The sequence below is a fragment of the Streptomyces sp. NPDC015345 genome (assembly GCF_043078805.1).
GTDB lineage: Bacteria > Actinomycetota > Actinomycetes > Streptomycetales > Streptomycetaceae > Streptomyces.
Genome location: NZ_JBIBTX010000002.1, coordinates 655,983 through 679,500 on the forward strand (window position 1 = coordinate 655,983; position 23,518 = coordinate 679,500).

The 23,518-nt window shown below is 70.7% G+C and carries 19 protein-coding genes; 13 read left to right on the top strand and 6 right to left on the bottom strand.

What is annotated here, in order from left to right:
* From ACF062_RS09185 to ACF062_RS09210, 6 genes are all read left to right on the top strand, one after another.
* A complete protein-coding gene (locus ACF062_RS09185; RefSeq protein WP_392137130.1) occupies positions 1 to 1,497 on the top strand; it encodes an argininosuccinate lyase in 1,497 nt (498 codons plus the stop codon).
* Between the two features lie 28 nt (positions 1,498 to 1,525).
* On the top strand, positions 1,526 to 2,455 hold the full coding sequence (locus ACF062_RS09190) for a kinase (protein ID WP_392137131.1): 930 nt from the start codon (positions 1,526 to 1,528) through the stop codon (positions 2,453 to 2,455).
* A complete protein-coding gene (locus tag ACF062_RS09195) occupies positions 2,445 to 4,745 on the top strand; it encodes a pyridoxal-phosphate dependent enzyme (protein ID WP_392137132.1) in 2,301 nt (766 codons plus the stop codon). The genes ACF062_RS09190 and ACF062_RS09195 overlap by 11 nt, the downstream gene beginning before the upstream one ends.
* A gap of 5 nt (positions 4,746 to 4,750) precedes the next feature.
* Complete coding sequence (locus ACF062_RS09200) at positions 4,751 to 5,509, top strand: AzlC family ABC transporter permease (protein ID WP_392137133.1); 759 nt, start codon at positions 4,751 to 4,753, stop codon at positions 5,507 to 5,509.
* On the top strand, positions 5,509 to 5,808 hold the full coding sequence (locus ACF062_RS09205; RefSeq protein WP_392137134.1) for an AzlD domain-containing protein: 300 nt from the start codon (positions 5,509 to 5,511) through the stop codon (positions 5,806 to 5,808). Before ACF062_RS09200 ends, ACF062_RS09205 begins: the two co-directional genes overlap by 1 nt.
* A gap of 132 nt (positions 5,809 to 5,940) precedes the next feature.
* Entirely contained in the window at positions 5,941 to 6,684 is a 744-nt protein-coding gene (locus ACF062_RS09210) for an alanyl-tRNA editing protein (RefSeq protein ID WP_392137135.1), read from the top strand.
* 61 nt (positions 6,685 to 6,745) lie between these two features.
* Here the strand turns inward: ACF062_RS09210 and ACF062_RS09215 are convergent, their stop codons facing one another.
* Together ACF062_RS09215 and ACF062_RS09220 are read right to left on the bottom strand one after the other, a co-directional pair.
* On the bottom strand, positions 6,746 to 8,227 hold the full coding sequence (locus tag ACF062_RS09215; RefSeq protein WP_392137136.1) for a peptide ligase PGM1-related protein: 1,482 nt from the start codon (positions 8,225 to 8,227) through the stop codon (positions 6,746 to 6,748).
* 622 nt (positions 8,228 to 8,849) lie between these two features.
* Positions 8,850 to 9,782 (bottom strand): alpha/beta hydrolase, encoded by a 933-nt coding sequence (locus ACF062_RS09220; protein ID WP_392137137.1) that lies wholly within the window; start codon positions 9,780 to 9,782, stop codon positions 8,850 to 8,852.
* A gap of 100 nt (positions 9,783 to 9,882) precedes the next feature.
* On the opposite strand from ACF062_RS09220, the gene ACF062_RS09225 reads away from it, so the two are divergent.
* On the top strand, positions 9,883 to 10,479 hold the full coding sequence (locus ACF062_RS09225; protein WP_392137138.1) for a TetR/AcrR family transcriptional regulator: 597 nt from the start codon (positions 9,883 to 9,885) through the stop codon (positions 10,477 to 10,479).
* Between the two features lie 110 nt (positions 10,480 to 10,589).
* Here ACF062_RS09225 and ACF062_RS09230 read toward each other — a convergent pair whose 3' ends face one another.
* Positions 10,590 to 11,210 (bottom strand): TetR/AcrR family transcriptional regulator, encoded by a 621-nt coding sequence (locus ACF062_RS09230; RefSeq protein WP_392137139.1) that lies wholly within the window; start codon positions 11,208 to 11,210, stop codon positions 10,590 to 10,592.
* Between the two features lie 170 nt (positions 11,211 to 11,380).
* Between ACF062_RS09230 and ACF062_RS09235 the strand changes: the two genes are divergently transcribed.
* The 5 genes from ACF062_RS09235 to ACF062_RS09255 all read left to right on the top strand — a co-directional run bounded on the left by ACF062_RS09235 (position 11,381) and on the right by ACF062_RS09255 (position 17,699).
* A complete protein-coding gene (locus tag ACF062_RS09235) occupies positions 11,381 to 12,184 on the top strand; it encodes a class II aldolase/adducin family protein (protein ID WP_392137140.1) in 804 nt (267 codons plus the stop codon).
* Positions 12,185 to 12,285: 101 nt separating this feature from the next.
* Positions 12,286 to 13,530, top strand: coding sequence for an MFS transporter (locus ACF062_RS09240; RefSeq protein WP_392137141.1), 1,245 nt, complete (start codon positions 12,286 to 12,288; stop codon positions 13,528 to 13,530).
* Positions 13,527 to 14,783 carry an amidohydrolase gene (locus tag ACF062_RS09245; RefSeq protein ID WP_392137142.1) on the top strand — a complete coding sequence of 419 codons (1,257 nt, stop codon included), beginning with the start codon at positions 13,527 to 13,529 and terminating at the stop codon, positions 14,781 to 14,783. Before ACF062_RS09240 ends, ACF062_RS09245 begins: the two co-directional genes overlap by 4 nt.
* Positions 14,784 to 14,798: 15 nt before the next feature.
* On the top strand, positions 14,799 to 16,451 hold the full coding sequence (locus tag ACF062_RS09250; RefSeq protein ID WP_392137143.1) for an amidohydrolase: 1,653 nt from the start codon (positions 14,799 to 14,801) through the stop codon (positions 16,449 to 16,451).
* 24 nt (positions 16,452 to 16,475) lie between these two features.
* Complete coding sequence (locus ACF062_RS09255) at positions 16,476 to 17,699, top strand: alpha-hydroxy-acid oxidizing protein (protein WP_392137144.1); 1,224 nt, start codon at positions 16,476 to 16,478, stop codon at positions 17,697 to 17,699.
* A 313-nt stretch (positions 17,700 to 18,012) separates the two neighbouring features.
* On the opposite strand, the gene ACF062_RS09260 is transcribed toward ACF062_RS09255, so the two are convergent.
* Positions 18,013 to 19,212 (bottom strand): acyl-CoA dehydrogenase family protein, encoded by a 1,200-nt coding sequence (locus ACF062_RS09260; RefSeq protein WP_392137145.1) that lies wholly within the window; start codon positions 19,210 to 19,212, stop codon positions 18,013 to 18,015.
* Between the two features lie 23 nt (positions 19,213 to 19,235).
* Positions 19,236 to 20,801 carry a class I adenylate-forming enzyme family protein gene (locus ACF062_RS09265; RefSeq protein WP_392137146.1) on the bottom strand — a complete coding sequence of 522 codons (1,566 nt, stop codon included), beginning with the start codon at positions 20,799 to 20,801 and terminating at the stop codon, positions 19,236 to 19,238.
* 221 nt (positions 20,802 to 21,022) lie between these two features.
* On the opposite strand from ACF062_RS09265, the gene ACF062_RS09270 reads away from it, so the two are divergent.
* Positions 21,023 to 21,568 (top strand): TetR/AcrR family transcriptional regulator, encoded by a 546-nt coding sequence (locus ACF062_RS09270; RefSeq protein ID WP_392137147.1) that lies wholly within the window; start codon positions 21,023 to 21,025, stop codon positions 21,566 to 21,568.
* Between the two features lie 62 nt (positions 21,569 to 21,630).
* On the opposite strand, the gene ACF062_RS09275 is transcribed toward ACF062_RS09270, so the two are convergent.
* Complete coding sequence (locus tag ACF062_RS09275) at positions 21,631 to 22,983, bottom strand: MFS transporter (RefSeq protein ID WP_392137148.1); 1,353 nt, start codon at positions 22,981 to 22,983, stop codon at positions 21,631 to 21,633.
* Positions 22,984 to 23,518 lie beyond the last annotated feature (535 nt).

Sequence of the window (23,518 nt, forward strand, 5' to 3'; positions counted from 1 at the left end):
TTGGACACGCCACTGGACACGCCACTCACCGGACGGATCGCTTCCGGGCCCCACCGGCTGCTCCACGACGAGGTGCTCGCCCCGCAGTTCGCCTTCGAGGTCGAACACCTCCTGCCGTGGTACGTGGCCATCGAGAAGGTCCTCGCCGTCGAGTACCGGCGCATGGGCATCCTCACGCCGGATCAGGCCCGCCTCATCGGTGTGGCCCTCCAGGGGGTCACCGCCGACACGCTCACCGCCGACCCCGAGCGCAACATGTCCGACATCGCCTTCGCCATCGAGCGCCAGGTGTCCTCCCACCTGGCCTCCCCGGTCCCCGCCTGGCACGTCGACCGCAGCCGCAACGACCTCCAGGCCTGCGCGCAGGTCATGTTCGCCCGCCACCAACTGGCCCTGACCGCGCGGTCCCTGCTCGACTTCGGCCGGGCCGTCCACCGGGTGGCCGCGAGGCACACCGAGACGGTGATGCCCGGATACACCCACGGCCAGGCGGCCCAGATCATCACCGTCGGCTACTACCTGGCGGCCCTGTCCGAGGAGATGACGGCGGCCTCCCGGCGGCTGCTTGCGACCTACGACGAGATCAACCGCTGCCCGCTGGGAGCCGGCGCGATGGCGGGCCAGGAGCTGGACTGGGACCGGGGCGGCGCCGCCGAGCTGCTCGGATTCGAAGGGCCGCAGCCGCACGCCCTGGTCTCGGTGGCCTCACGGAGCTGGGCATTGCGGATCACCGGTGAACTCTCGCAGTTCGGGACGGTGTTGAGCCGCTTCACCACCGACCTCATCGCCTGGGGCGGCAGCGAGTACGGCTTCATCGACCTGCCCGACGCCTACGCGGGCATCTCGTCCGCGATGCCGCAGAAGAAGAACTTTCCCCTCCTCGAACGCATCCGGGGCAGGACCGGACACCTGACGGCGTTCCACGTCGACGCCCTCACCGGACAGCGGAACACGGCGTACTCGAACTCGGTCGAGGTGTCCAAGGAGGCGGGCGCCCACATCCTGCCCGCCTTCCTGACCGCACGCTCCACCCTGGCCCTGGCCACCGCCGTCATGGAGCAACTGCGCTTTCGCACCGACCGGATGTCCGCGGCCTGCGCCCGCGACTACTACGGCGGCTTCACCCTGGCCAACCGGCTGACACTCGACGAGGGGGTGCCCTGGCGCACCGCACAGGTGGTGGCGGGCGCGTACATCCTCGCCGCGCTCGAACAGGCGGCGGCGCCCCAGGATCTCCGCCCCGACCTCCTCCAACGGGTCGCCAAGGAGCACGGCCACGAACTGGGCGCACCCGAACAGGCGCTCGCGCAGGCGTTCGACGTCCCCGCGAGCATCCGGCAGAAGCGCTCTTCCGGTTCGACCAGGCCCGCCGAGGTCAGGGAACTGCTCGCGGCGCAGGCGGACTTCTGGCGGGACACGGCAACGGCATGGGACACGAGGCAAGGGCGCGTACAGGACGCCATGACCGAGACGGACCGCCGGCTGGGCATCGCCTGAGCACGGCGGACGGGGGGAGGGCACAGCAGTGTTGAAAGACGCGGGCTTCGGCGCCGCCAACGGAACCTTCGGCGAGCTGCTCCAGGGGATGCTGCCGGACGCGCAGCGCTTCCTGGTGACCTTTCCCCTCGACACCTGGTCGACCGCCGTCTTCAGACCGGCCGCGAAAGGCGGCGGCGTCTCGGTGTACCCGCCGGGCAAGGCCAAGTCGCGGCTGCTGGCCACCCGCATGCTGCGCGCCTACGGACGTGACGTCGGCGGCACCCTCGAACTGAGCGGCGGTCTCGCGGAGGGCAAAGGCCTCGCGAGCTCATCCGCGGACCTGGTCGCCACCGCGCGGGCCGTCGCCGACGCCCTCGACGTCGACCTGGACGAAGAGACGACGGAGGAGTTCCTGCGCGGCATCGAACCGTCCGACGGCGTCATGTACGCAGGCATCGTCAGTTACCACCACCGTGAAGTGCGCCTGCGGGAGCGCCTCGGCTTCCTCCCGCCGCTGACCGTGATCGCCCACGACGCGGGCGGCATGGTCGACACGGTCCGCTTCAACCGTGCGGCGCCGACACCCGACCGGCGTACACGACGCACGTACGCGTCCCTGCTCGACGGACTGTCCACGGCGATCCGCTCCCGTGACCTGCCCGCGGTCGGACGGATCACGACCCTCGGCGCCAGGCTGCACCTGGGACCCCAGCCCGACTTCCGCTTCGACCGCATGAGGAAGATCTGCCGCGAGGTCGGCGGGCTCGGCCTGGTGATCGCGCACAGCGGCACCTACCTCGGCATCCTGCTCGGCGAGGCCCGCGACGAGGACCCGGCGCGCCTCGAGCGGGCCCGCGCCTGGTGCGCCGAACTGCCGGGCACCGTCAGCGTCTTCCGCTCGCTGGGCGCGGACGCGACCGCACCCTCACCCGCCCTGCACCCCGCCTGCCACGCTGGAGACGAACATGCTCTTTGAGAGCGTCACGGACGCCATAGGACACACCCCGCTGGTTCGGGCCGCCGTCGACGCGGCGGACGGCGTGGAGGTGTACTTCAAGCTGGAGTTCCAGAACCTGTACGGGATGAAGGACCGCGTCGCCCGCAACATCATCATGCGGGCCCGCGAGCGTGGCGTCCTCACCGAGGGCGCGCCCATCATCGAGAGCTCCTCCGGCACCATGGCCCTGGGCGTCGCCCTGGTCGGCGCGTCGCTGGGACACCACGTCCACATCGTCACCGACCCCCGGATCGACCGGATCACCCTGGCCAAGCTCCGCGCCCTCGGCTGCGAGGTGCACATCGTGCAGGCGATGACGGGCGGCGGCTGGCAGAGCGCCCGCCTCGAACTCCTGCACCAGCTGCGCGCCGACCTGCCCGGCGCGTTCTGGCCCGACCAGTACGAGAACCCCGACAACCCCGCCGCGTACCGCGCGCTGGCCGCCGAACTCCGCCAGGACCTGCACGACTTCGACGTCCTCGTCGGATCCGTGGGCAGCGGCGGGTCGCTCTGCGGCACGGCACGCGCGCTGGCCAGGACGATGCCTGATCTGAAGGTGGTCGGCGTGGACAGCGTGGGGAGCGTCCTCTTCGGCCAGCCCGACCGGCCGGGACGGCGGCAGAGCGGGCTCGGCAACAGTCTGCTGCCCGGCAATCTCGACCGGCGGCTCATCCACGAGGTGCACTGGCTCAACGACCGGGAGGCGCTCGCCGCCACCCGTGAACTCGCCCGGGAACAACAGATCTTCGCGGGCAACACCTCGGGCTCCGTCTACCACATCGTGCGCCACGTCGCCGCGCACGCCGAGCCCGGCACCCGGATCGTGGGCATCCTCCCGGACCGCGGCGACCGGTACGTCGACACCATCTACGACGACGACTACTGGGCCGCGCAGGAAATCGAGGCCCTGCCCAGGTCGTCGTCCCCCGCACCGATCTCGGCGCGGGCCGGGGACGTCAGCGAGACCTGGTCCCGCGCCGCGGACATCGACCGCTCGGACGACAAGCAGCGGCTGCTGTTCATCGAGTCGAACACCACCGGCACCGGAATGCTCGCCCTCGAACTCGCCCAGGAGTTCGCCCTGCGCCCCACCCTGCTCACCAACGACCCCGCACGGTACCGGGGTCTGCCGGACACCGGCGCCGAGGTGATCACCTGTGACACCAACTCCACGGCCGAACTGCGGCGCACGATCCTGCGGGAGTTCCGCCGGGAGCAGATCGCCGGGATCACCACCACGAGCGACTTCTACCTCTGCCCCACCGCCGAGGTCGCCGACTGGCTGGGCCTGCCGGGCAGTCCGGCCGACGCGGTGACCGTCTGCCGGGACAAGTCCCGCAGCAGGCGGCGGCTGGCCGACGCGGGCATCCGGCAGCCCCGCTTCGCCGTGGTGACCCGCGGCGATCAGCTGGGAAAGGCGGTCACCGAGGCCGTGGCCCACACCGGTCTGCCCTGTGTCGTCAAGCCCCTCGACGACAGCGGTTCGAACCACGTGCTGCTCTGTACGCAGGTGTCGCAGGTCCTCACCCAGGCCCGGGTCATCCTGGCCGAGGAGACGAACGTACGCGGCCAGCGCACCGCGGGCGCCGTACTGGTGGAGGAGTACCTCGACGGGCCCGAGTTCAGTGTCGAGACCATCAGCCGGTACGGCGAGACCCACTGCCTGGGTATCGTGGAGAAGCACCTCGCCGGGCCCCCGTACTTCGTCGAACGCGGCCATGTCTTCCCCGCCCCGCTCCCCCCGGGCACGGCGGAGCACCTGACCGGTGCCGCCCTGCGCGCCCTGGAGGCGGTCGGTCTCACCGACGGCGCCGCGCACACCGAGATACGGCTCACCGCCGACGGGCCCGTCGTGATCGAGATCAACGCGCGTCCCGCGGGCGGCATGATCCCCGAACTGGTCCGGCTGACGACCGGGCTGCGGATGCAGGAGCAGCAGCTGCGGATCGCACTCGGGCGGGAGCCGCACCCCGTGCCCGAGCCGGACGGCGTCGCGGCGATCCAGTTCCTTCTCACGGACAGGTCCGGCATCCTGGCCCGGGTGGACGGAGTCGAGGCGGCCCGCGCGGTCGAGGGCGTCCAGCAGGTGACGGTGACGGCCTCGCCGGATCAGCGGGTGGGGCCCGCGCGCAACGCCTACCATCGGCTGGGGTTCGTGATCGCCCGGGCCGGGACCGCGGAGGAAGCCGTGGCGGCCTGCGCGAAGGCGCAGACCGAACTCGAAGTGGTGTTGGAGGGCCCGAGCGCGGCGCAGGACAGGGATACGTGATGCTGGTGAGCAACACCGAGGTCGACGCCCCCGGGGAGACCGAAGCGGACTGGCCCCGGCAGCGGAGCGCGCTGCTGCGGGACTCGGTCGGCGTCGGGCTGGCGGTCGGCGCCCTCGGGCTCTCGTTCGGCGCGCTCGCGGTGACGGCGGGGTTCACCGTCGCGCAGTCCTGCGTGCTGTCGCTGCTGATGTTCTCCGGAGCTTCGCAGTTCGCGGTGATCGGGGTCCTGGGAGCGGGGGGCAGCGCACTCACCGGCGCCGCCACGGCGACCCTGCTCGGGGTGCGCAACAGTCTGTACGGCTTGTCGCTGTCCCGGCTGCTGCGGGTCCGCGGCGCGCGTCGGGTGCTCGCCGCGCACCTGGTCCTCGACGAGAGCGCCGGCATGGCGATGGGCCGGCCGACGGAGCGCGCGTCGCGGCTGGCGTTCTACGGCACGGGCGTGGCGGTCTTCGTCTTCTGGAACCTGGCCACGCTCGCGGGCGCGATCGGTGCCGAGGCGCTGCCCGACCCGGCGGTCCTCGGCCTCGACGTGGCCTCGCCGGCCGCGTTCATCGCGCTCCTGATGCCCCGGCTGCGCGGGCCGCGCCTGTGGGCGGTGGCCGTAGGGGCCGCGGTGACGGCCGTCGCCACCACGCTCGTCCTGCCCGCCGGGGTGCCGGTGCTGGTGGCGGGACTGGTCGCGTGCCTCACCGGGCTGCTGATGAAGCGGCGCCGCGCGGACACGGCGGAGACCCGCGCAGGCGAACAGGGACGTGAGAACTGATGTGGACCGCGATCGTCCTCGGGGTGGCCGGGGTGTACCTCCTCAAGCTCGCCGGACTGTACGTACCGGCTTCGGTCCTGGAGAGGCGGCAGGTTCAGACGATCTCCGCACTGCTTCCCGTGGGGCTGCTCGCCGCTCTCGTCGCGGTGCAGACCTTCACCACCGACCAGCGTCTCGCGCTGGACGCCCGTGCGCTCGGCTTCGGTGTCGCTTTCGTCGCGGCCCTGTTGCGGGCGCCTTTCCTGCTGGTGGTGGCGTTGGGCGCGGGGAGCGCCGCGCTCGTCAGGCTCTGGTGGTGACCTGCGAGGCGTAACCAAGGCGGGGCCTTCTCGGTATGCAGCGTGCGCATCTCGCACAGGCGGATCAGCACAGGAGCACGGAAAGGAGAGGGGGGCGGGCTCGCTCGACGGGCGCCGCGCCTCCGACCATCGATGGGGATCAGTCATCACGGCCGCACACATCGTCTGGACTGGGAAGACGCCACACTCAGGGAATGGGAGTGCACCGTCCTGTGGTCCGACCCGGCCGATCCCGAAGCGGGGGTCGTCCTGGACCGCTCAGCGTTCTACCCGGGCGGCGGGGGCCAGCCGCCGGACCACGGCGTACTGATCTGGCAGGGGGTCCAGACCCGCGTCGTCGGCACGCGTAAGGGCGACGACCTCTACCTGCTGCCCGCTCCCGGAGACCCCGTGCCCCCGATGGGCACCCGGGTGACCGGCGCGCTCGACGACGGGCGCAGGAGCTCTCTCATGCGGACGCACTCGGGCCTTCATGTGCTCTGCGGGACCGTGTTCCGGGATTTCGGTGCGCTGGTGACCGGCGGCAACATGCAGCCGGGCGAGGCCCGGATGGACTTCAACCTGCCCGAGGTGCCGCCCGGCTTCAAGCAGAGCCTGGAGGACGCGGTGAACGCGGAGATCGAGGCCGACCGGCAGATCGTGGTCCGGGTCCTGTCCAGGGACGAGGCGCAGGTGATCCCTGATCTGGTCCGCACCCAGTTCGTGGCGCCGCCGGACCTGCCGGAGGTCCGCGTGGTCGACGTGGTCGGCCTGGACGTCCAGGCCGACGGCGGCACCCACGTGGCGTCCACCCGTCAGGTGGGGCACGTGACCGTCACCAAGGTGGAGAGCAAGGGCCGTCAGAACCGTAGGGTGCGGATCCGGCTCGACGCTTGAGGGGGCGGGGGGCTCGGGAGCGGCCAGCGCCGGACATGGACGCCGCCCCCGTCCAGCAGGGCTACCGGCGGGAACGTCCGACCGGCGACCCCTGGCGGGGCTCGGCGGCGAGGGAGTCCGCCAGTTCGCGCAGCTTCCGCATGAGCGACGCGGCCTCGGCCCGGTCGGCCCCGATGCACACGGCGCCGAACTTTCCCACCTCGGCGACGGGGCTCATCATGTGCAGCACCACGCCGGTCGCACGCTCGGGGTCGTAACCCAGGGGCGAGCGGGTGACGGCGCGGATGAGCTGGGCCGGCCGCAGCCCTGTGTAGCGCGGGTCCATGATGCTGTCCGATGCCTCATAGACACGCTCATGTTCCCCGGACCCGCCGTTGCTCGCGGGGCCGCTGACGACCAGTCGGCCGTCTTGCGTGGCGCGTGTCCCCAGGAGTCCCGTGACCATGCCGAAGGCGTGTTTGGTCCCTGTGGACCTCAGGTTGATCTCACATCCGAGAAGCTGCCAGGAGTCGCCGGTTCGCCTGGCCAGGAAGTCGACCCCGTAGTCGCCCCTTTCCACTCCCCGGTCCCGCAACACCCGGCCGACGCGCAACCCGTAGTCGATGAGCGTGTGCCGGTACTCGGCGCTCGCCGGGAACCGGCAACCCACGTAACTCTGGCCGTGGTTGGCGAGCACCTGGTCATGCGTGGAGACCGCCTCGACCTCGGCCGCGTCGGTGATCCTGCCCTGAAAGCTGGGGCTGCGCGGTGTGTCGTCCTGGATCCACTCCTCCACGACGGCGCCGGTTCGCTCCAGGGTGCGTACGTAGTCATCCCAGGCGATCTTGGTGTCCACCAGGGTGGCCCGGGGCAGTACGTCGAGCAGGCGTCGGACCAGCGTGTCGTCATCCACGTCGGCGCCGAGCGAGGGTGCCACGTCGTCGAGGTCGAGCAGTGCGTTGCCGAGGCCGGCTCCGGAGGTGGGGTCGTCGCGTTTGACGATGACCGCACGGTGTCCCTGCCGTACCATCCGCGCCACTTCCTCGGCGAGGCCGTCCAGGGTGTCGCAGGGTGCGGGGGAACCGGCGGGGACGGGCACGCCCGCCTCGGCGAAGAGCCGGCGGCCGGTGTGTTTGGAGCCCAGCGGGATGCGGGACGAATGCGGCTGGTCGCCCGGCACTCCCAGCTCCCGGGCGTAGCGCTCCAGCGGTGCCGAGGGTTCGAAGTAGCACAGCCGGACGTCGGCACCGGCGCGCTGACGGTCGCTCACGAAAGCGCGGATGGCCGCGCGGACCTGTGCGGCCTGGGGGTTCTCCGCATCGAGGACCTTCTCGCTCAGCCACCGGGAACCCGCGTCGTCCAGGCTCACGATGCGCACCCGGTCCCGAGCCTCGCCGCAGTCGGCGCCCAGCAGCCCCAGGTAGTAGCCCACCTGTTCGTCGGCGTCCAGCATCCTCGGGGCGGCGACGTACAGAAGGTCGCCTTCGGACCGGCACACCGTGTCGATGATCGCCGAACCGAGCAGCCGCTCAGGGAAGTACGCGGCACCGGTCAGCCGTTTCAAGATCTCCGGGTCGCACTCCCGGCTCTGGATGTGGACATGAGCCGGGCGAGGGCGCGACGCCGCCGTCATGCCGCCGCGCCGACGGATGGAACGTTGACCGGCAGGGAGTGCTGGGCTTCCACGATCTTCTCCTCCACAAGGCCTCTCCGTCACAGGAGAAAACGCGCGCCGCGATGCCGAAGGGACGGAAAAGCAGTAGCGGTTGGCGACTTTCTGTCACGGCGCGAACGCAGAGCGTACGTTATCAGGGGGCATTGTTGTGACGGGTGAGAGGAGCGGGCCGTCCCCGGCGCGGTGGCGTACCGAGCTCAGAGCCAATCTCGGCGCTTGAAAAAGAGGTACAAGGTTACGCAAACGAGCCCCAGGAGGGCGATGGCGAAGGGGTAGTCGAACGCCCAGGGGCATGGGTTTGACGCCGCGTCATGGTCGGCCTCAAAACCCGCGCTTCTAGTCGGTCCGACGCACCGCCGCTCAGGCCATGAGCAGCCGCGGACCAGTCGGTCGAGGTCAGCCATCAGGACACGGTCTGAAGGCATCGCTGAGAAGCCTTCGCCCCGCTGTCCCGCGCCGGGTCAGCCGACGACGGCGTACTGCCTTCTTGGGCACTCGATGAGGCCGTGGGTCACCGGCTCAGCACGTCGAGGACCTCGGCGCGCCACTGACGGGCCGCGGGCAGGATCGCGGTCAGCATCATCGACATGTGCACATGGCCCCGGCCGAGGGTGTGGGACACCTCGACCCCGGCCTCGCTCAGACGTTCCGCGTACGCCAGCCCCTCGTCTCTGAGGATGTCGTACTCCGCGGTCATGACATGCGTTCTGGGGAGGCCGGAGAAGTCGGTCGCCCGCAGGGGCGAAACCAGTGGATGGGAACGCTGCTCGAACGAGGCGACGTAGGCCGACTTGGCCAGGGACATCGTGGTCGAGGACAGTGCGAAGCCCTCTCCGAACAGCCGGTGGGATTCGAAGTCCCCCGCAAGGTCGGTCGCGGGAACCTCCAGGATCTGAAGGCGGATGCGGGGGCCGCCCTCGTCCCGGGCCTTGGCGGAGAGCGCGGCCGCGAGATTGGCGCCGGCGGAAACTCCTCCGACGCTGATGCTGTCAGCGCGGCCACCGATGTCCACCGCGTGCTTGGCGGCCCACACCAGGGCGGCGTAGCAGTCTTCGAGACCCGTGGGGAACCGGTTCTCAGGAGCTTTCCGGTAGTTGACCGCGACGACGACCTGACCGGCTCCGGCGGCGCGCTCGCGGCAGCAGACGTCCGTGGAGCGCTCGAAGACCGATCCCGAGATCCAGGCGCCGCCGTGGAGGTAGAGGTGGATCGGGCGGGGCCCTGGCCCGGCCGGCCGGTACACACGCAAGGCGATCTCGCCGTCGGCCACCGGCAGTCGTATGAGCCGCACTTCGGCGACAGGAGGACCGGTTTCCATGAATCGCGCGGAGAGCTGGTCGAACAGTTGGCGCTTCTCCATGCGGTACCGCTCAGGGTCCTCGATCTCCGTTGCCGGTTCGGGGAGCTGCTTCACGAGAGAGCCGAGCACGGGGTTCAGAGTCATGGCGGTGGCCTGCCTCCATACAATTCAAGGTTGTTCATTTATGAGTGCCGCGTACTGTGGCACGCACCTCAGGCAGCGTCAACGGGTCAGGAAGGACGTCATGGCGAAGGGTGCGCCGACGCGGGCGCGAAGCGTGGCGAAACTGCGGGCGGCGGCGCTGGAGGCGTTCGCGGAGCGCGGCTTCCACGGCGTCTCCGTCGAGGAGATCTGCACGCGCGCCGGGCTGTCGCGAGGGGCGTTCTACTCGAACTTCGAGGACAAGGAGACGTTGTTCTTCGCCCTGTTCGACGAACATGCCGACCGTGAGGTGGCCCGTCTGGACGCGGCGATCTCCCGGGCGGCCACGGTCGAGGAGGTCCTCGACGGGCTATCGGGCGTCTGGAGCGGGAGCGGCGACGAGGAGCGCCTGTGGTTTCTCGCGTCCACGGAGTTCACCCTGCACGCCATCCGGCATCCCGAGACCGCTCGGCGGCTCGCCGAGCACGACCGCCGGCTGCGGGCCCGGTTCGCCGAACTTCTGGCGGTGTTCTTCGCCCGCAGCGGGCGGCGTGCGGACCCGGAGATCGACATGCTCGCGCGGTTGATCATCGCCCTCCACGAAGGCGCGATGATGCAGATCCTCATCGAACCCGGCCAACTCCAGCCAGGGGAGCTGCAGCGCAGGTACCTGCCCGCGATCCTGCAAGCGGACGATTGACGCCGGGGCGGGCGGGGACCGTTCGGCCGACGGGGGTGGCCCCGTGGCGTGGGCTTCGCGGCGACCTCGGTCCGCCGGGCGGGCCGGGCGGCAGCCGCTGAATCTTCCCCTCACACCTCCGTGGCCACCGGCTCGGAGACCGTCTCCAGCAATGTCGGCAGGAAGGTGACGGCCAGCTGCTCGGGGGCCAGGCGGTCGGGTTCGACGAGGCTCTGGGCCAGGGAGCCTTCGTGGACGGCCCCGGTGAGGCGGGCCAGCAGGTCCAGGTCGACCGTGGGTCTGCGGCCGATGCGGTCGAAGAGGCGGGCGAGGACGCGGACGATCTCCTCGCGCAGGCGGCGGTCGTGGTCGGCGAGGGCGCGGGCCGTGTCGGGATGCCGGATGGCGTGCAAGGTGAACTCGGTGGAGAGCAGGTACCAACGGCGTTCGGTCTCGTCGACGGTGCCCATGCGGGTGAGGACCGCCCGCACGGGGTCTTCGGCCGTGTCGAGTTCGTCGACCGCCTGCGTCAGGCGGTCCACCACGCGTTGTGCGTGCAGGTCGAACAGGGTGAAGAACAGGTCTTCCTTCGCCCGGAAGTTGGAGTAGAAGGCCCCGCGGGTCAGGCCCGCCCGCTCGCAGATCACCTCGATCGAGGAGCCGTGGAAACCGCGCTCGGCGAACGTCTCCTGAGCTGCCTGGAGAAGCCGCGCGGTCGTCTGCGGGCGGCGCTTGGTGGGTCCCTTCGGCACGTCGTTCCTTCCCGGCCATTGACACCTCGGCGTGACCCGCCTCACGATACAGCATCGTATGCGATACAGGTCCGTATCCCATCCGGGCCTGTATCGCATCCGGGTCCGTATCCCAACGGGTCCGTATCTCATTCGGTCCGTGCCCATGGCGCTCGACGAGGAGGCCAACGATGGAAACGTCCACCGCACCGCACACCGGCGTAGGTCCCGTGCCGCCCGGATTTCAGGCGATGCTCCCGCCCCAGTTCGACTCGATCGAGGAGGAGCGGCTGCACCGCAAGCAGGAACTGGCCGCCGCCTTCCGGTTGTTCGGCAAGCTCGGGTTCTCCGAAGGGGTCGCGGGCCACATCACCGCGCGGGACCCGGAGAACCCCGAGTGGTTCTGGGTCAACCCCTTCGGGATGAGCTTCAGCCGGATCAGGGTCTCCGACCTGGTGCTCGTCGACCATGCCGGCAACGTCGTCGAAGGCCGCCACCCCGTCAACCGCGCCGCGTTCTGCATCCACTCCGAGGTTCACACGGCCCGCCCCGACGCGGTCGCCGCGGCGCACGCGCACTCCGTGCACGGAAAGGCGTTCTCCGCGCTGCGCCGACGCCTCGACCCGCTCACGCAGGACGCCTGCGCGTTCTTCGAGGACCACGGGCTCTACGAGGACTTCCGCGGCGTCGTCAACGACACCGAGGAGGGCCGGCGGATCGGCGCGGCACTCGGCCCGCACAAGGCCGTCATCCTCGCCAACCACGGTCTGCTGACGGTCGGCCGGACCGTCGCCGAGGCCGCGTGGTGGTTCATCACCTTGGAGCGCTCCTGTCAGGCACAGCTGCTGGCCATGGCGGCCGGCACACCGTTCCTCATCGACCGGGAGACCGCGCTCCAGGTACGTGAGCAGATCGGCGGCCCACTGTCGGGGTGGTTCCAGCTCCGGCCGCTCTGGGACCAGATCACCGAGGAGCAGCCGGACCTCTTCCACTGATCGACGGACAGGGACCGCACCGGCCCCGCACCGTCGCGGCCGTCTCAGAGAGGACCACCGTGCCCTTCCTCCGTTCCTCCGCCACCGGAGCGAAGCCGGCGATGAGCGCGCCGGTCAGAACCACCGTCGCCCTGCTGTTCGCGGCATGGTTCATCGACTACGTGGACAGGATCGCGCTCGCCGTGATCCTCCCGACGATCGGTGACGAGTTCGACCTCGATCGCGGGCACCAGGGTCTGCTCGTCTCCGTGTTCTTCGTCTCCTACGCCGCCTGCCAGATACCCGGTGGCATGCTGGCCGACCGGTTCGGCGCCAAACGCGTCACCTGCTGGGCGCTGCTCGCATGGTCGCTCTTCACCGCCCTCACCGGCCTCGCCTGGTCCTTCACCGCCCTTCTGCTGGTGCGCTTCGCCTTCGGCGCGGCCGAAGGCATCTTCCCTTCCGCCTCCATGAAGGCCCTGGTCGAACGGACTTCGGTCGGCGAGCGGATGGGAGCGCAAGGGCTGATCATGAGCTCCAACGCCCTCGCCTCCGTCGCCGCGCCCCTGGCCGTTCCGCCGCTCGCGGCGGTGGTCGGCTGGCGCTGGGCCTTCGTCCTGGCCGCCGGGGTGGGCGTGCTCGTCTACGTCGCGGTACGGCTGTGGCTGCCGGCTCCCCGCGAGCGTGCCGAGGGCGCCGCGCCCGCACCGAGCGGCATCCCGGTGCGGGAGGTCCTGCGCATCGGCGTACTGTGGCGTTTCTCCCTGATGCTCTTCGGATACTCCGCCCTCATGTGGGGGCTGAGCACCTGGATCCCGTCCTACCTCAACACGGAACGCGGGCTCTCGCTCACCTCCGCCGGCGTCCTCGTGGCGGTGCCCTCCCTTGCCGCCGCGCTCGGCACCCTGCTGGGCGGGCGGCTTTCCGACCGGTTCGAGGGCCACCACCGCAAGGTGATCCTGCCCGCCATGTCGGTCGCGGCTCCGGCCCTGTGCCTCATGGCGCTCTCACCCAGCCTCACCGGCGCCATCGCGTGCGGCACCATCGCCGTCCTGGCCGCCTCCCTGTGCTACATGCCCATCCTCGCCGTGCCGCTGCGCAGCCTCGCCCCCGAACTCGTCGGTGTCGGCAGCGCGGTCATCGTCTTCGGCGGGCAGGTCGCCGGCATGGTCGTGCCGCCGGTGCTCGGCGTGATCGCGGACGCGGTCTCCTTCGAAGCGGCCTTCGCCGTCCTCGCCATCGGCCCGGTCATCACGGCGGTGCTGGCCCTTCTGACCCCGCAGGACACGGAGTCCTTCACCACCGCCCTCCACCGGCGCACGCCTTTGGCCGACACCCCCGTACCCACCCAGAAGGAGTCCTCGTGACCGCCGCCCTCCTTGACGGCCTGGACCGTCAACTGCCCGACCTGCTCGCCCTTTACCGCGATCTGCACGCCCACCCCGAGCTGTCCCGTCAGGAGTTCCGTACCGCCGGGATCGTCGCCGCCCGACTGCGGGAGCAGGGCTGGACGGTGACCGAGGGCGTCGGCGGCACGGGCGTCGTCGGGGTCCTCGCCTCCGGGAAGCCGGGAGCGGTCGTGCTGCTGCGGGCCGACATGGACGCGCTGCCGGTGCGGGAGGCGACCGGACTGCCGTACGCCTCGACTAGGACGGTGACGGACGCCGCCGGCCAGGAGGTGCCCGTGATGCACGCCTGCGGGCACGACGTGCACGTCACCTGTCTCCTCGGCGCGACGGCCCTGCTGGCCGCCAACCAGCATGCCTGGCAGGGCACGGTCGTCGCGGTGTTCCAGCCGGCGGAGGAGGACTGCGGGGCCCCGGCGATGGTCGCGGACCGGTTCGCCGAGCGCTTCCCCCGCCCGGACGTCTGCCTGGCCCAGCACGTGGCCCCCGCTCCCGCGGGGCTGGTCGCCACCCGCCCCGGGACGTTCATGTCCGCCTCGGACAGTCTGGCCGTACGCCTGCACGGACGCGGCGGGCACGGATCGGCCCCGGCGGCGACCGTCGATCCCGTGGTGATGGCCGCCGCGACCGTGATGCGCCTGCAGACGGTGGTCGCCCGCGAGGTCGCGGCGGACAGGTCGGCCGTCGTCACAGTGGGAACGCTGCACGCCGGAACCCGGGAGAACGTCATTCCCGACACGGCCGACCTCACGATCAACATCCGCAGCACGACGTCCGCGGTGCGCGCACAGGTGCTGGACGGGGTCGAGCGGATCATCCGCGCCGAAGCGGCCGCCTCGGCGGCGCCGAAGGAACCGGAGATCACCGTCATCAACGCCTTCCCGGTGACGGTGAACGACGCCGGGGCGACCGCGTCCGTCCAGGCCGCGTTCCGGGCCGCCCTCGGACCCGACCGCGTGGTCGACCTGCCTCAACCCCTCACCGGCAGCGAGGACTTCGGTGCCTTCGGAACGACGCTCGGCGTGCCGTCGGTGTACTGGACGTTCGGCGGACTCGACCCGGCCGCGTTCGCCGGCGTCGACCTCCTGACGGACGGGATCCCGCCGGAGATCCCCCACAACCACTCGCCGCTGTTCGCGCCGGTGCCCGAACCGACCATCGAACTCGGCGTCCATTACCTCCTGTTGGCGGCCTCACCTTGGCTGACCTCCTGACACCAGGACGGATCCATGTCTGACACCCCGGAACGCATCTTCACCGGCGGCCCGGTCCTCACCATGGACCCCGCCGCCCCCGACGCCGAGGCCCTGGCCGTGCGCGACGGCACCATCACCGCCGTGGGCGCCGCTCGCGACGTGCTCGCCCTGCGCGGCCGGGGCACCGAAGTCGTGGACCTCCAAGGGCAGGCACTGCTGCCCGGGTTCGTCGAGGCACACGGCCACCCCACCATCATGGGTCTGGCCATCGCCCCGCCCGCCCTGGACGTCCGTCCCTTCACCGTGCCGACCGGGCGCGAGGTCTACGACAAGATCCGCGCGGCCGTGGCATCGGCACCCGGGCGTCCGGTGGGCGCGTACGGGATCGACCTGCTGCTTCAGCGTGATCTCGCCTCGCCTACCCGCGACCTGCTCGACGGCATCAGCCCGTACGCCCCGCTCGTGGTCGTCTCCAACAGCGGTCACGCGGCGTACGGCAACACCCCGGCCCTTCGTGCGGCCGGGATCACGGCGGCCACGCCCGACCCGCCCGGCGCCCGCTTCCTCCGCGACGAGAGCGGCGAGCCCACCGGCGAGGCGCACGAGAGTGCGGCCGTCATCGCGCTGATGAACACCGTCGCAGGCGACCGTCTCGACGAGCACCACGTTCGGGCGGCCCTGCGGTGGTCCTTCGCCCAGCACGCCAGGGTCGGCATCACCACGGTGACCGAAATGGCCGCCGAACCCCGGCTGCTGCCCGATCTGCGCGCCGCCGCCGAACAACCGGACGCCGAGGTGCGGGTGCGTGCCTACGTCATGGGCACCCCCGAGCTGGCCGCCGATCCCGGCCGGCGGTTCACCGGCCACGCCCCCGCGCGCGAGATGTTCGGTGTCTCCGGTATGAAGCTGTGGGCCGACGGCACGCCCTGGCAGGGCAGCATCGCCACCAGCTTCCCCTTCCGGGCGAGCGACGCCACCATGCGCATCGGCCTCGACCGCTGCGCCCACGGCGGAATGAACTACAGCACAGACGAACTCGCCGTCCTGGCCGCCGCCTTCACTGCCCAGGGCTTTCCCGTGGCCACCCATGTGCACGGGGACGTCACCTGTGAGGCTGTCCTGCACGCCTACGAGGCGGCGGCCGGCGGCGACCCCGAGCGGTTGCGCTCGCTCAGACCGCGGCTGGAGCACTGCGGCGCCGTCACCGCCGCCCAGTACCGCCGCGCCGCACGGCTCGGCGCGACCGTCAGTCTCTTCATGGACCATGTGCGCTGGTGGGGGGACGTGCTGGCGGACGACCTGTTCGGCCCGGATGTCGCCGCCCGCTGGATGGCCGCCCGCACGGCCGTGGACGCCGGCCACCATGTCTCCCTCCACAACGACGGCGTCTGCTCGCCCACCGACCCCCTCTCCGGTGTCGCCACCGCGATCACGCGCCGCTGCCACCCGAGCGGCCGGGTACACGGACCCGACGAGCGCCTCACCATCGAGGAGGCCCTGCGCGCCGTCACCGCAGGCCCCGCCTGGCAACTGCACCTGGAGAACGAGATCGGCATGCTCCGTACCGGAATGCGCGCCGACCTCGTCACCCTGACCACGGACCCACGCACCGTGCACCCCGACCGCTTCCAGGAGGACGTCGCCGTGACAGCGACGTACCTCGGCGGACGACCGACCTGGCCCTGACCGCCGGAAGGGAAAGCCCTCGCCATGTCCAACGACCCAACGCCCCAAGAGCCGTACGCCGCCTATCAGAACGAGATCTACCTCAACGGACTGTCCGGCGTCGTTCCGGAACATCCCATGGACTTCGGTGAACTGGAGGAACGCGCCCGCCATGCCATGCCGGCCACCGTGTGGTCGTACGTCGCCGGGGGAGCGGGCGACGAGCACACACAGAACGCCAACCGCGCGGCCTTCGCGCACTGGGGCCTCATCCCGCGCATGCTCGTCGGCGCGGACCGGCGCGACCTGTCCGTCGACCTCTTCGGGCTGAAGCTGCCCTCGCCGCTGTTCATGGCCCCGGTCGGCGTCCTGGGCATCTGCGCCCGCGACGGCCACGGCGACCTGGCGACCGCCCGTGCCGCCGCCCGCACCGGCGTGCCCATGATCGCCTCGACCCTCTCCGCCGACCCCTTGGAGGAGGTGGCGGCCGAGTTCGCCGGGACGCCTGGCTTCTTCCAGCTCTACACCCCCACGGACAAGGCACTGGCGGAGAGCCTCGTCCAGCGGGCCGAGAAGGCCGGCTTCGCGGGCATCGTCGTCACGCTCGACACCTGGATCGCCGACTGGCGCCCCCGCGACCTGGCCACCTCCAACTTCCCCCAGCTGCGCGGCCACTGCCTGGCCAACTACACCAGCGACCCCGCCTTCCGCGCCCTGCTGCCGAACGGCCGTCTGGACGACCCCAGGGACACGGCCCTCACCTGGGCAGGGGTCTTCGGCAACCCGCTCACCTGGGACGACCTGCCCTGGCTGCGCTCGCTCACCACGCTGCCGCTCATCCTCAAAGGCATCTGCCACCCCGACGACGTCCGCCGCGCCAAGGACCTGGGCGTGGACGGCATCTACTGCTCCAACCACGGAGGCCGCCAGGCGAACGGCGGCCTCCCCGCGCTCGACGCGCTGCCCGCCGTCGTCGAGGCCGCCGACGGACTCCCCGTCCTCTTCGACTCCGGAGTCCGCTCCGGCGCCGACGTCGTCAAGGCCCTCGCGCTCGGCGCCACGGCCGTCGGCGTCGGACGGCCCTACGCCTACGGTCTGGCCCTCGGTGGCACGGACGGCGTGGCTCACGTCCTGCGCGCACTGCTCGCCGAAGCCGACCTGATCATGGCCGTGGACGGCTACCCCACCCTCGCCGACCTCACACCGGCGGCCCTGCGGCGCGTGTGCTGCGGCACGGGACCGCTGTTCGATCACCTGGGGGCCGGCTGATCCGGTGCGCAGGCATTTACCGGCCCTGGCGGTGACCCGGACGGCCGAGGGGCATGGAGTCCGCGCGTTCGAACGCCTGGTCAGCGCGGATGAACCATCTGCGCTACGGCCGACGCAACAGGGACGCCTCCAGTAGACGGCGGAGGGCCGGGCCGCAGCCGGCAGCGCGGCCGACGCACGCCCACGAACCTGACGCTCGTTTGACGCACGGGCGACGCACGTGACGCAGCGCGCGGCGGCGGAACGCGCGCTGCCTTTTCGTCGATCCGTCTCGACCTTGATGACGTCCGAACGGAGGTCGGCGAGCAGGAAGTCAGTGATGGAAGGCCAGGAGCTTGGCGACGCCGTTGCGCTGGATCTCGGAGGTGCCGGTGAGGACACGGAACATCCGGATCTTGCGGAAGAGGTACTCGATCTCGTTGCCCTGCGTGAGCCCCTCCTTGCCGTGGATCTGCACGGCCTCGTCGAGGATGCGGAAGGCGGACTCGGCGACGAACAGTTTGCACATGAACGCCTCGGTGTGGACCTCGCGGCCCTCGTCCAGCGCCGCCAGCGCGCTGTACGTCATGGAGCGTGCGGCGTACAGCTCGGTGGCCATGTCGGCGACCTTGTGCTGGATGGCCTGGAGCATGAGCAGCGGTTGTCCTGCGACCTGCCGGGTCCGGGTGCGGTCCAGGGTGAGCTTGACGGCTCGGCGGGTGGCGCCGAGCACGGTGGGGCAGTGCAGGAGGCGGTTGGTGGTCACGCGGCCGAGTGCGATGCGCATGCCCTTGCCCTCCTCGCCGAGGAGGTTCGCGGCGGGGACGAAGCAGTCGTCCAGGATGATGTCGCTCTCGATGTGCTCGCCGGACATCGGAGTCGCCCCGTCCTCGACGCGGCAGCCGGGGCTGTCGAGGTCCACGAGGAACGCGGAGAACTGTGGCTTGCCGCCCTCTTGTTCACCTGTCTCAGCCATCCGGGCCACGACGATCGCGAAGTCGGCGAAGGGGCCGGCCGAGGAGAACACCTTGTGTCCGGTCAGCCGGTAGCCGCCTCGGTCGTCGTCGCGTACGGCGACGGTGCGCATGGAGCGGACGTCGGAGCCGGCGTCGGTCTCGGTGAGGGAGAAGCAGCAGGCGCGTTCACCGCGGATCAGGGGCAGCAGGTACTTCTCCAGCTGGTGCTCGGTGGCGTGCTTGAGGATGTCGCCCGCGCGCAGCGGACCCCCCATGTCGCCCAGGACGCAGTGGGACAGGACTCTTCCTGATGCGCCGATCTCCTCCTTGAGGGCGGCGAGTTGGGTGTAGGTGAGGTTCTGCCCGCCGTACTCCTCGGGTAGATGGATGCCGTAGAAGCCGAGTTCGCGGCTGCGGTGCCAGACCGGTTCCAGGTCTGCGCGTGTGAGGCGGGTGGCGGGTGTGATGCCGCGCTCGCGTTCGTAGTCGGCGAGCTCGCCGTCGAGGTAGTCACGCAGACGGTCCACCAGTTCGGCGGTGCGCGGGTCGTCGTACGTCGGGTGCAGGGAGAAGGTCACCAGAAACTCCAAGGGACGGCGGGTCAGTTGACGCGACGGGCCGTGGTGGCCCAGAACGGTTCGCGGACGGCCTTGCGGTCGAGCTTGCCGTTGCGGTTGTGGGGGAGCTCGGTCACGAAGTCCACGGAGCGGGGCTTCTTGTAGCGGTCCAGCCGGTCGGCGCAGAAGGCGGTCAACTCGTCGGGCGTGACGCTCCTGCCGGGATGAGCGACTACGACCGCCTTGACGGCCTCGCCCCACTGTTCGTCGGGCACGCCGATGACGCATGCCTCTTGGACGGCCGGATGCTCGTAGAGGGCGGCCTCGACTTCGGTGCAGTAGATGTTGAAGCCGCCCGAGATGATCATGTCCTTCTTGCGGTCGACGAGGAAGAGGTAGCCGTCCTCTCGCATCCACGCCAGGTCGCCGGTGTGCACCCAGCCGCCACGAAAGGTCTCGGCCGACAGCTCCGGCTCCTTCCAGTACTCCTGCACGCAGTCGGGACCGCGCACGATGACCTCGCCGACCTCGCGCGGGCCCAGCTCCCGGCCCGCCTCGTCGACGACGCGTATCTCGGTGTCATACGTGGCCCGCCCGCACGACTGCAGCAGTTCGGCGTCCTCCTTCACCGCGTGGGCGATCTCCTCACCACTCAGGCCCGCGACCACGCTGGTGGTCTCACCGAGGCCGTACCCCTGGGCGACGACAGGTCCGAAGAACGCGACGGCATCGCGCAGGCGCTGCGGCGAGATGGGCGCGCCCCCGATCCGCACGCTCGTCAGGGAGGAGAGGTCGTACCCTTCGGCGCCCGGGTGGGCGAGAACCATGTTGACCATGGCGGGGACGAGGAAGGTGGTGGTGATGCGTTCCTTCTCCACCGTCTCCAGGAAGCTCTGCGGGCTCCAGGTGGGCAGGATGTGGGTCGTGGAGCCGCCGAACACACCGGCCAGCAGGCCCATGCCGGTGGCGTGGGTGATGGGACCGCAGGCCAGATAGCGGGTCCCGGGGCGGGGTCGGGACTCGTCGGCCATCAGCAGCTTGCGCATGTTGGCCAGACGGTTGCCGACCGTCTGGACCGCCGCCTTCAGAGCCCCGGTGGAGCCGGAGGTGAAGTTCAGGACGCACGGCGCCGACTCGTCGACCTCGATGAGGAACGGTGCCTCGTCGCCCTCGGTGAGCAGTGCGTCGTAGGGCGCCTCACCCGGACCGGGCTCGGGTGGGGCGTCGAGCGGGACGGGCAGACAGTCGGTGCCCGCCGCGGCGATCGCGGCCAGGGCGTCCTCGCGGTGCGCTGCGTCGAAGATCAGGGCCCGTACGGGGGCGTAGCGCAGGATGTGCTCGATCTCGCCCCGCCCGAGCCGGGCGTTGATCGGGGCGCGCGTCAAGCCGGCCTTGTACAGGGCGAATTCGACCTCCACGAGCTCGCCGCGGTTCCACGCGAGCGACGCCACGGCGTCGCCCGGGCCCAGCCCCCGGCCGGTCAGAGCGGAAGCCAGGCGGTTGGCCGCACGGTCGAGTTCGGAGAAGGCCCATGACCGGTCGCCGCACACGAGGGCGGGCTGCTGGGGCCAGTAGCGGGCGCTGCGTGACAGGTAGGTGCCGAGGTTCATCAAGTGACCTGCTTCCAGGGCGGAAGGGGAAGAGAGCGCTGGGGCGGTATGGCGAATGACCCACAAAACTAGACGGCATGCTCAGTTACATACAGCTTGTTCAGTAACATGTGAGGTGTCAAGAGTCCTTAGACTGGTGCGCAGGCGGAGAGACGATCGAGGAGGGCCTGATGGCCGAGGACAGACGAACGAGACGGTCACGCCGTGCCCTTGGGGCCGCCTTGGTCGAACTGGTCCTGGAGCGCGGGTTCGCCGCGCTGACGGTGGAGGACATCACCGATCGGGCGGATGTGGCGCGTGCCACCTTCTATGCCCATTTCCGCGACAAGGAGGACCTGTTCGCCCGGGTGACGTCCGACCTCCTGGATGACCTGGGGGAGCGGCTCGCGCCGGCCGTGGCGGACAGTGCGATCGGTTTTACGGGGAAGCCGGTCCTGGAAATGCTGCGGTACGCGCGCGAGGAGCGCGACCTCTTCCGGATCGTGTTGCGCGGCGACGGTGACGGCAAACCGCTGCAGATGTTCACGGACGCCTGCGCCAAGGCAACGGCGGAGGAGTTCCGCGCCCGCGCGGAACGCAACGCGGTCCGGCCGCGCATCGACCCCGATCTCCTCGCCCGGGTGTGGGTGGGCGAGCAGATCGCCGTACTGCGCTGGTGGGTCGAGCAGGAATCCCCGTCCATGCCGGCCGAGGAGGTCGTGCGCATGCTCCTCGACCTGGCGCTGCACGGGCGGTACTGGGCCAGCGGCTTCGAGCAGCCGGCCTGAGCGAACGGGCGGCAAGGGCGCCCGGGGGCACGCCCGCCGGTCTGCCGCACCGTCTGACGGTCTCACCGCGGAGGCTCGGGCGTGCTGGCCGGGGCCAGCCGCCGAGCGTCGTGCTCCGGCCGGATGGTGACCAGGGCGATGAGTCCGCAGGCCGCCATGACCGCGGCGGACAGGAGGAACGACTGGGTGTACCCGGTGCTCGGCGACGGGGCGGAGTCCAGTAGATGCCCGGTGAGGTACGGGGCGATCAGCCCGGGCAAGGTGCCTGTCGCCGCCACGATGCCGAAGACCGCCCCCCGCTGGGGCGGAGGCACCACGGCGGAAGCCGTCATGTAGTGCAGGGGGAAGGCGATGGCGTGCCCGCCGAAGGCCAGGGCGAGCAGCACCAGCCGCGTCCCTCCGTCCGTGAACGGGAAGGCCGCCATGGCCACCGCGGCGACGGTGACGGCGATGCCCTGAGGGGCGCCGCTCGACCACCGGCGTGAGATGCCGTGCCGGTGCAGGAGATCGAGGAGCGGGGGCACCGAGAGCAGCAGGACGAGGCTGAACGCGGAGACAGCACTGATGAACGTGGCCGCCGTGCCGGGCGTCATCCCGAGTTGCGTACGCAGGTAGACAGGCAGCCAGGCGTGGCTCAACGCCATTGCCCAAGAGGCGCCGAACGCGCCGGCGATGCTCCCGAGCACGGTGCCGTTCAGCAGCAGGCGACGGTAAGGGAGTCGCTGTCCGACGGAAGGACCGTGCGCGCTGCCGGCGGGCGGGTCGGCGCTTTGGGTGGGGTCCTCGCCGTACGGGCCGTCGTGCCCCGTCCGCCACCACACCGCACTCCAGGCCAGACTGGCCGCCGCGAGTGCCAGGAACGCGGACCGCCATCCGAATTCGGTGATCAGCCATGTCAGGACCGGCGCCGCGATCAGCGTGCCGAGCGCGGCACCACTGATCTGCAAAGCGGAAGGCAGGCCGCGCCGGTCTTGCGGAAACCACTTGTACAGGGCGTGCATCGACATCGACGCCGCCGGCCCTTCGGCCGCCCCGAGCAGCATGCGCCCCGCGATCAGGGCCGGGACCGACGCCACGAACAACACCGGCAGCTGGGCCACCGCCCACAGGGCGGCCATCGCGAACAGCAGAACCCTGCTGGAGACCTTCGCGGAGACGAAGCCGACGATCAGCCCGGCCAGGCTGAACAGCAGGGCGAACGAACTGGAGATCAATCCGTACGTGCTATTGCTGATGCCCAGTTCGTCCATTATTGGCACGGCCGCGAGTCCGAGGACGGCCTTGTCCGCGTAGTTGATGAGCATGAACGTCACGATCAGTGCGGTGATCAGCCAGGCCCGCCGCCGGTCGAACACCGGACTCGGTGGTACTTCCGGGGCCTCGCGGGGCGGTGCGGGCAGGGATGCTTCGGCCATGGGAACTCCTGCGGCTCGGAAGGGAAGGGCGCGGCCGGGCGCGAGCGGGCCGATCCAGTGGGGCGGTCGACGCTCACGCGGAAACGCGCACGGCAGGGCGTATGCCGGTCGATGTCGAATGCTGCTTGGTGTTGAACAGGTTGTACGTTAACGGTGCCCTTGTTCAAGACCTTTGCAGTGGTGGAGTGACCCATGACCGGTCCGGCACGACTCTGCGATCTCTTGTGGACCCGCGGCTACACGGACCCCGCATGATCCGCCGCGTGTGGCGCGGTTGCGGTCCCGCCCGGCCCCTGCCCGACCGGCCCGCCGACCTCGACGCACTCGCCATAGAGGCAGGCGGCCCGAGGCTCAAGCTGGAGGATCTGTCACCCGGCTCGGCGAGATGCTCCGCCACGGCGGAGCAGTCGGCGACCGGCAGAGGTTCCGCGTATGCGGCTGGAGGGCGGTCGCTATTACGCGGGGCGGCTTGCGCGGGCCGTGACCAAGTCGAAGAGGGCCCGGGCGTTCTATGCCTCCGCTGCGGTCGTGGGTG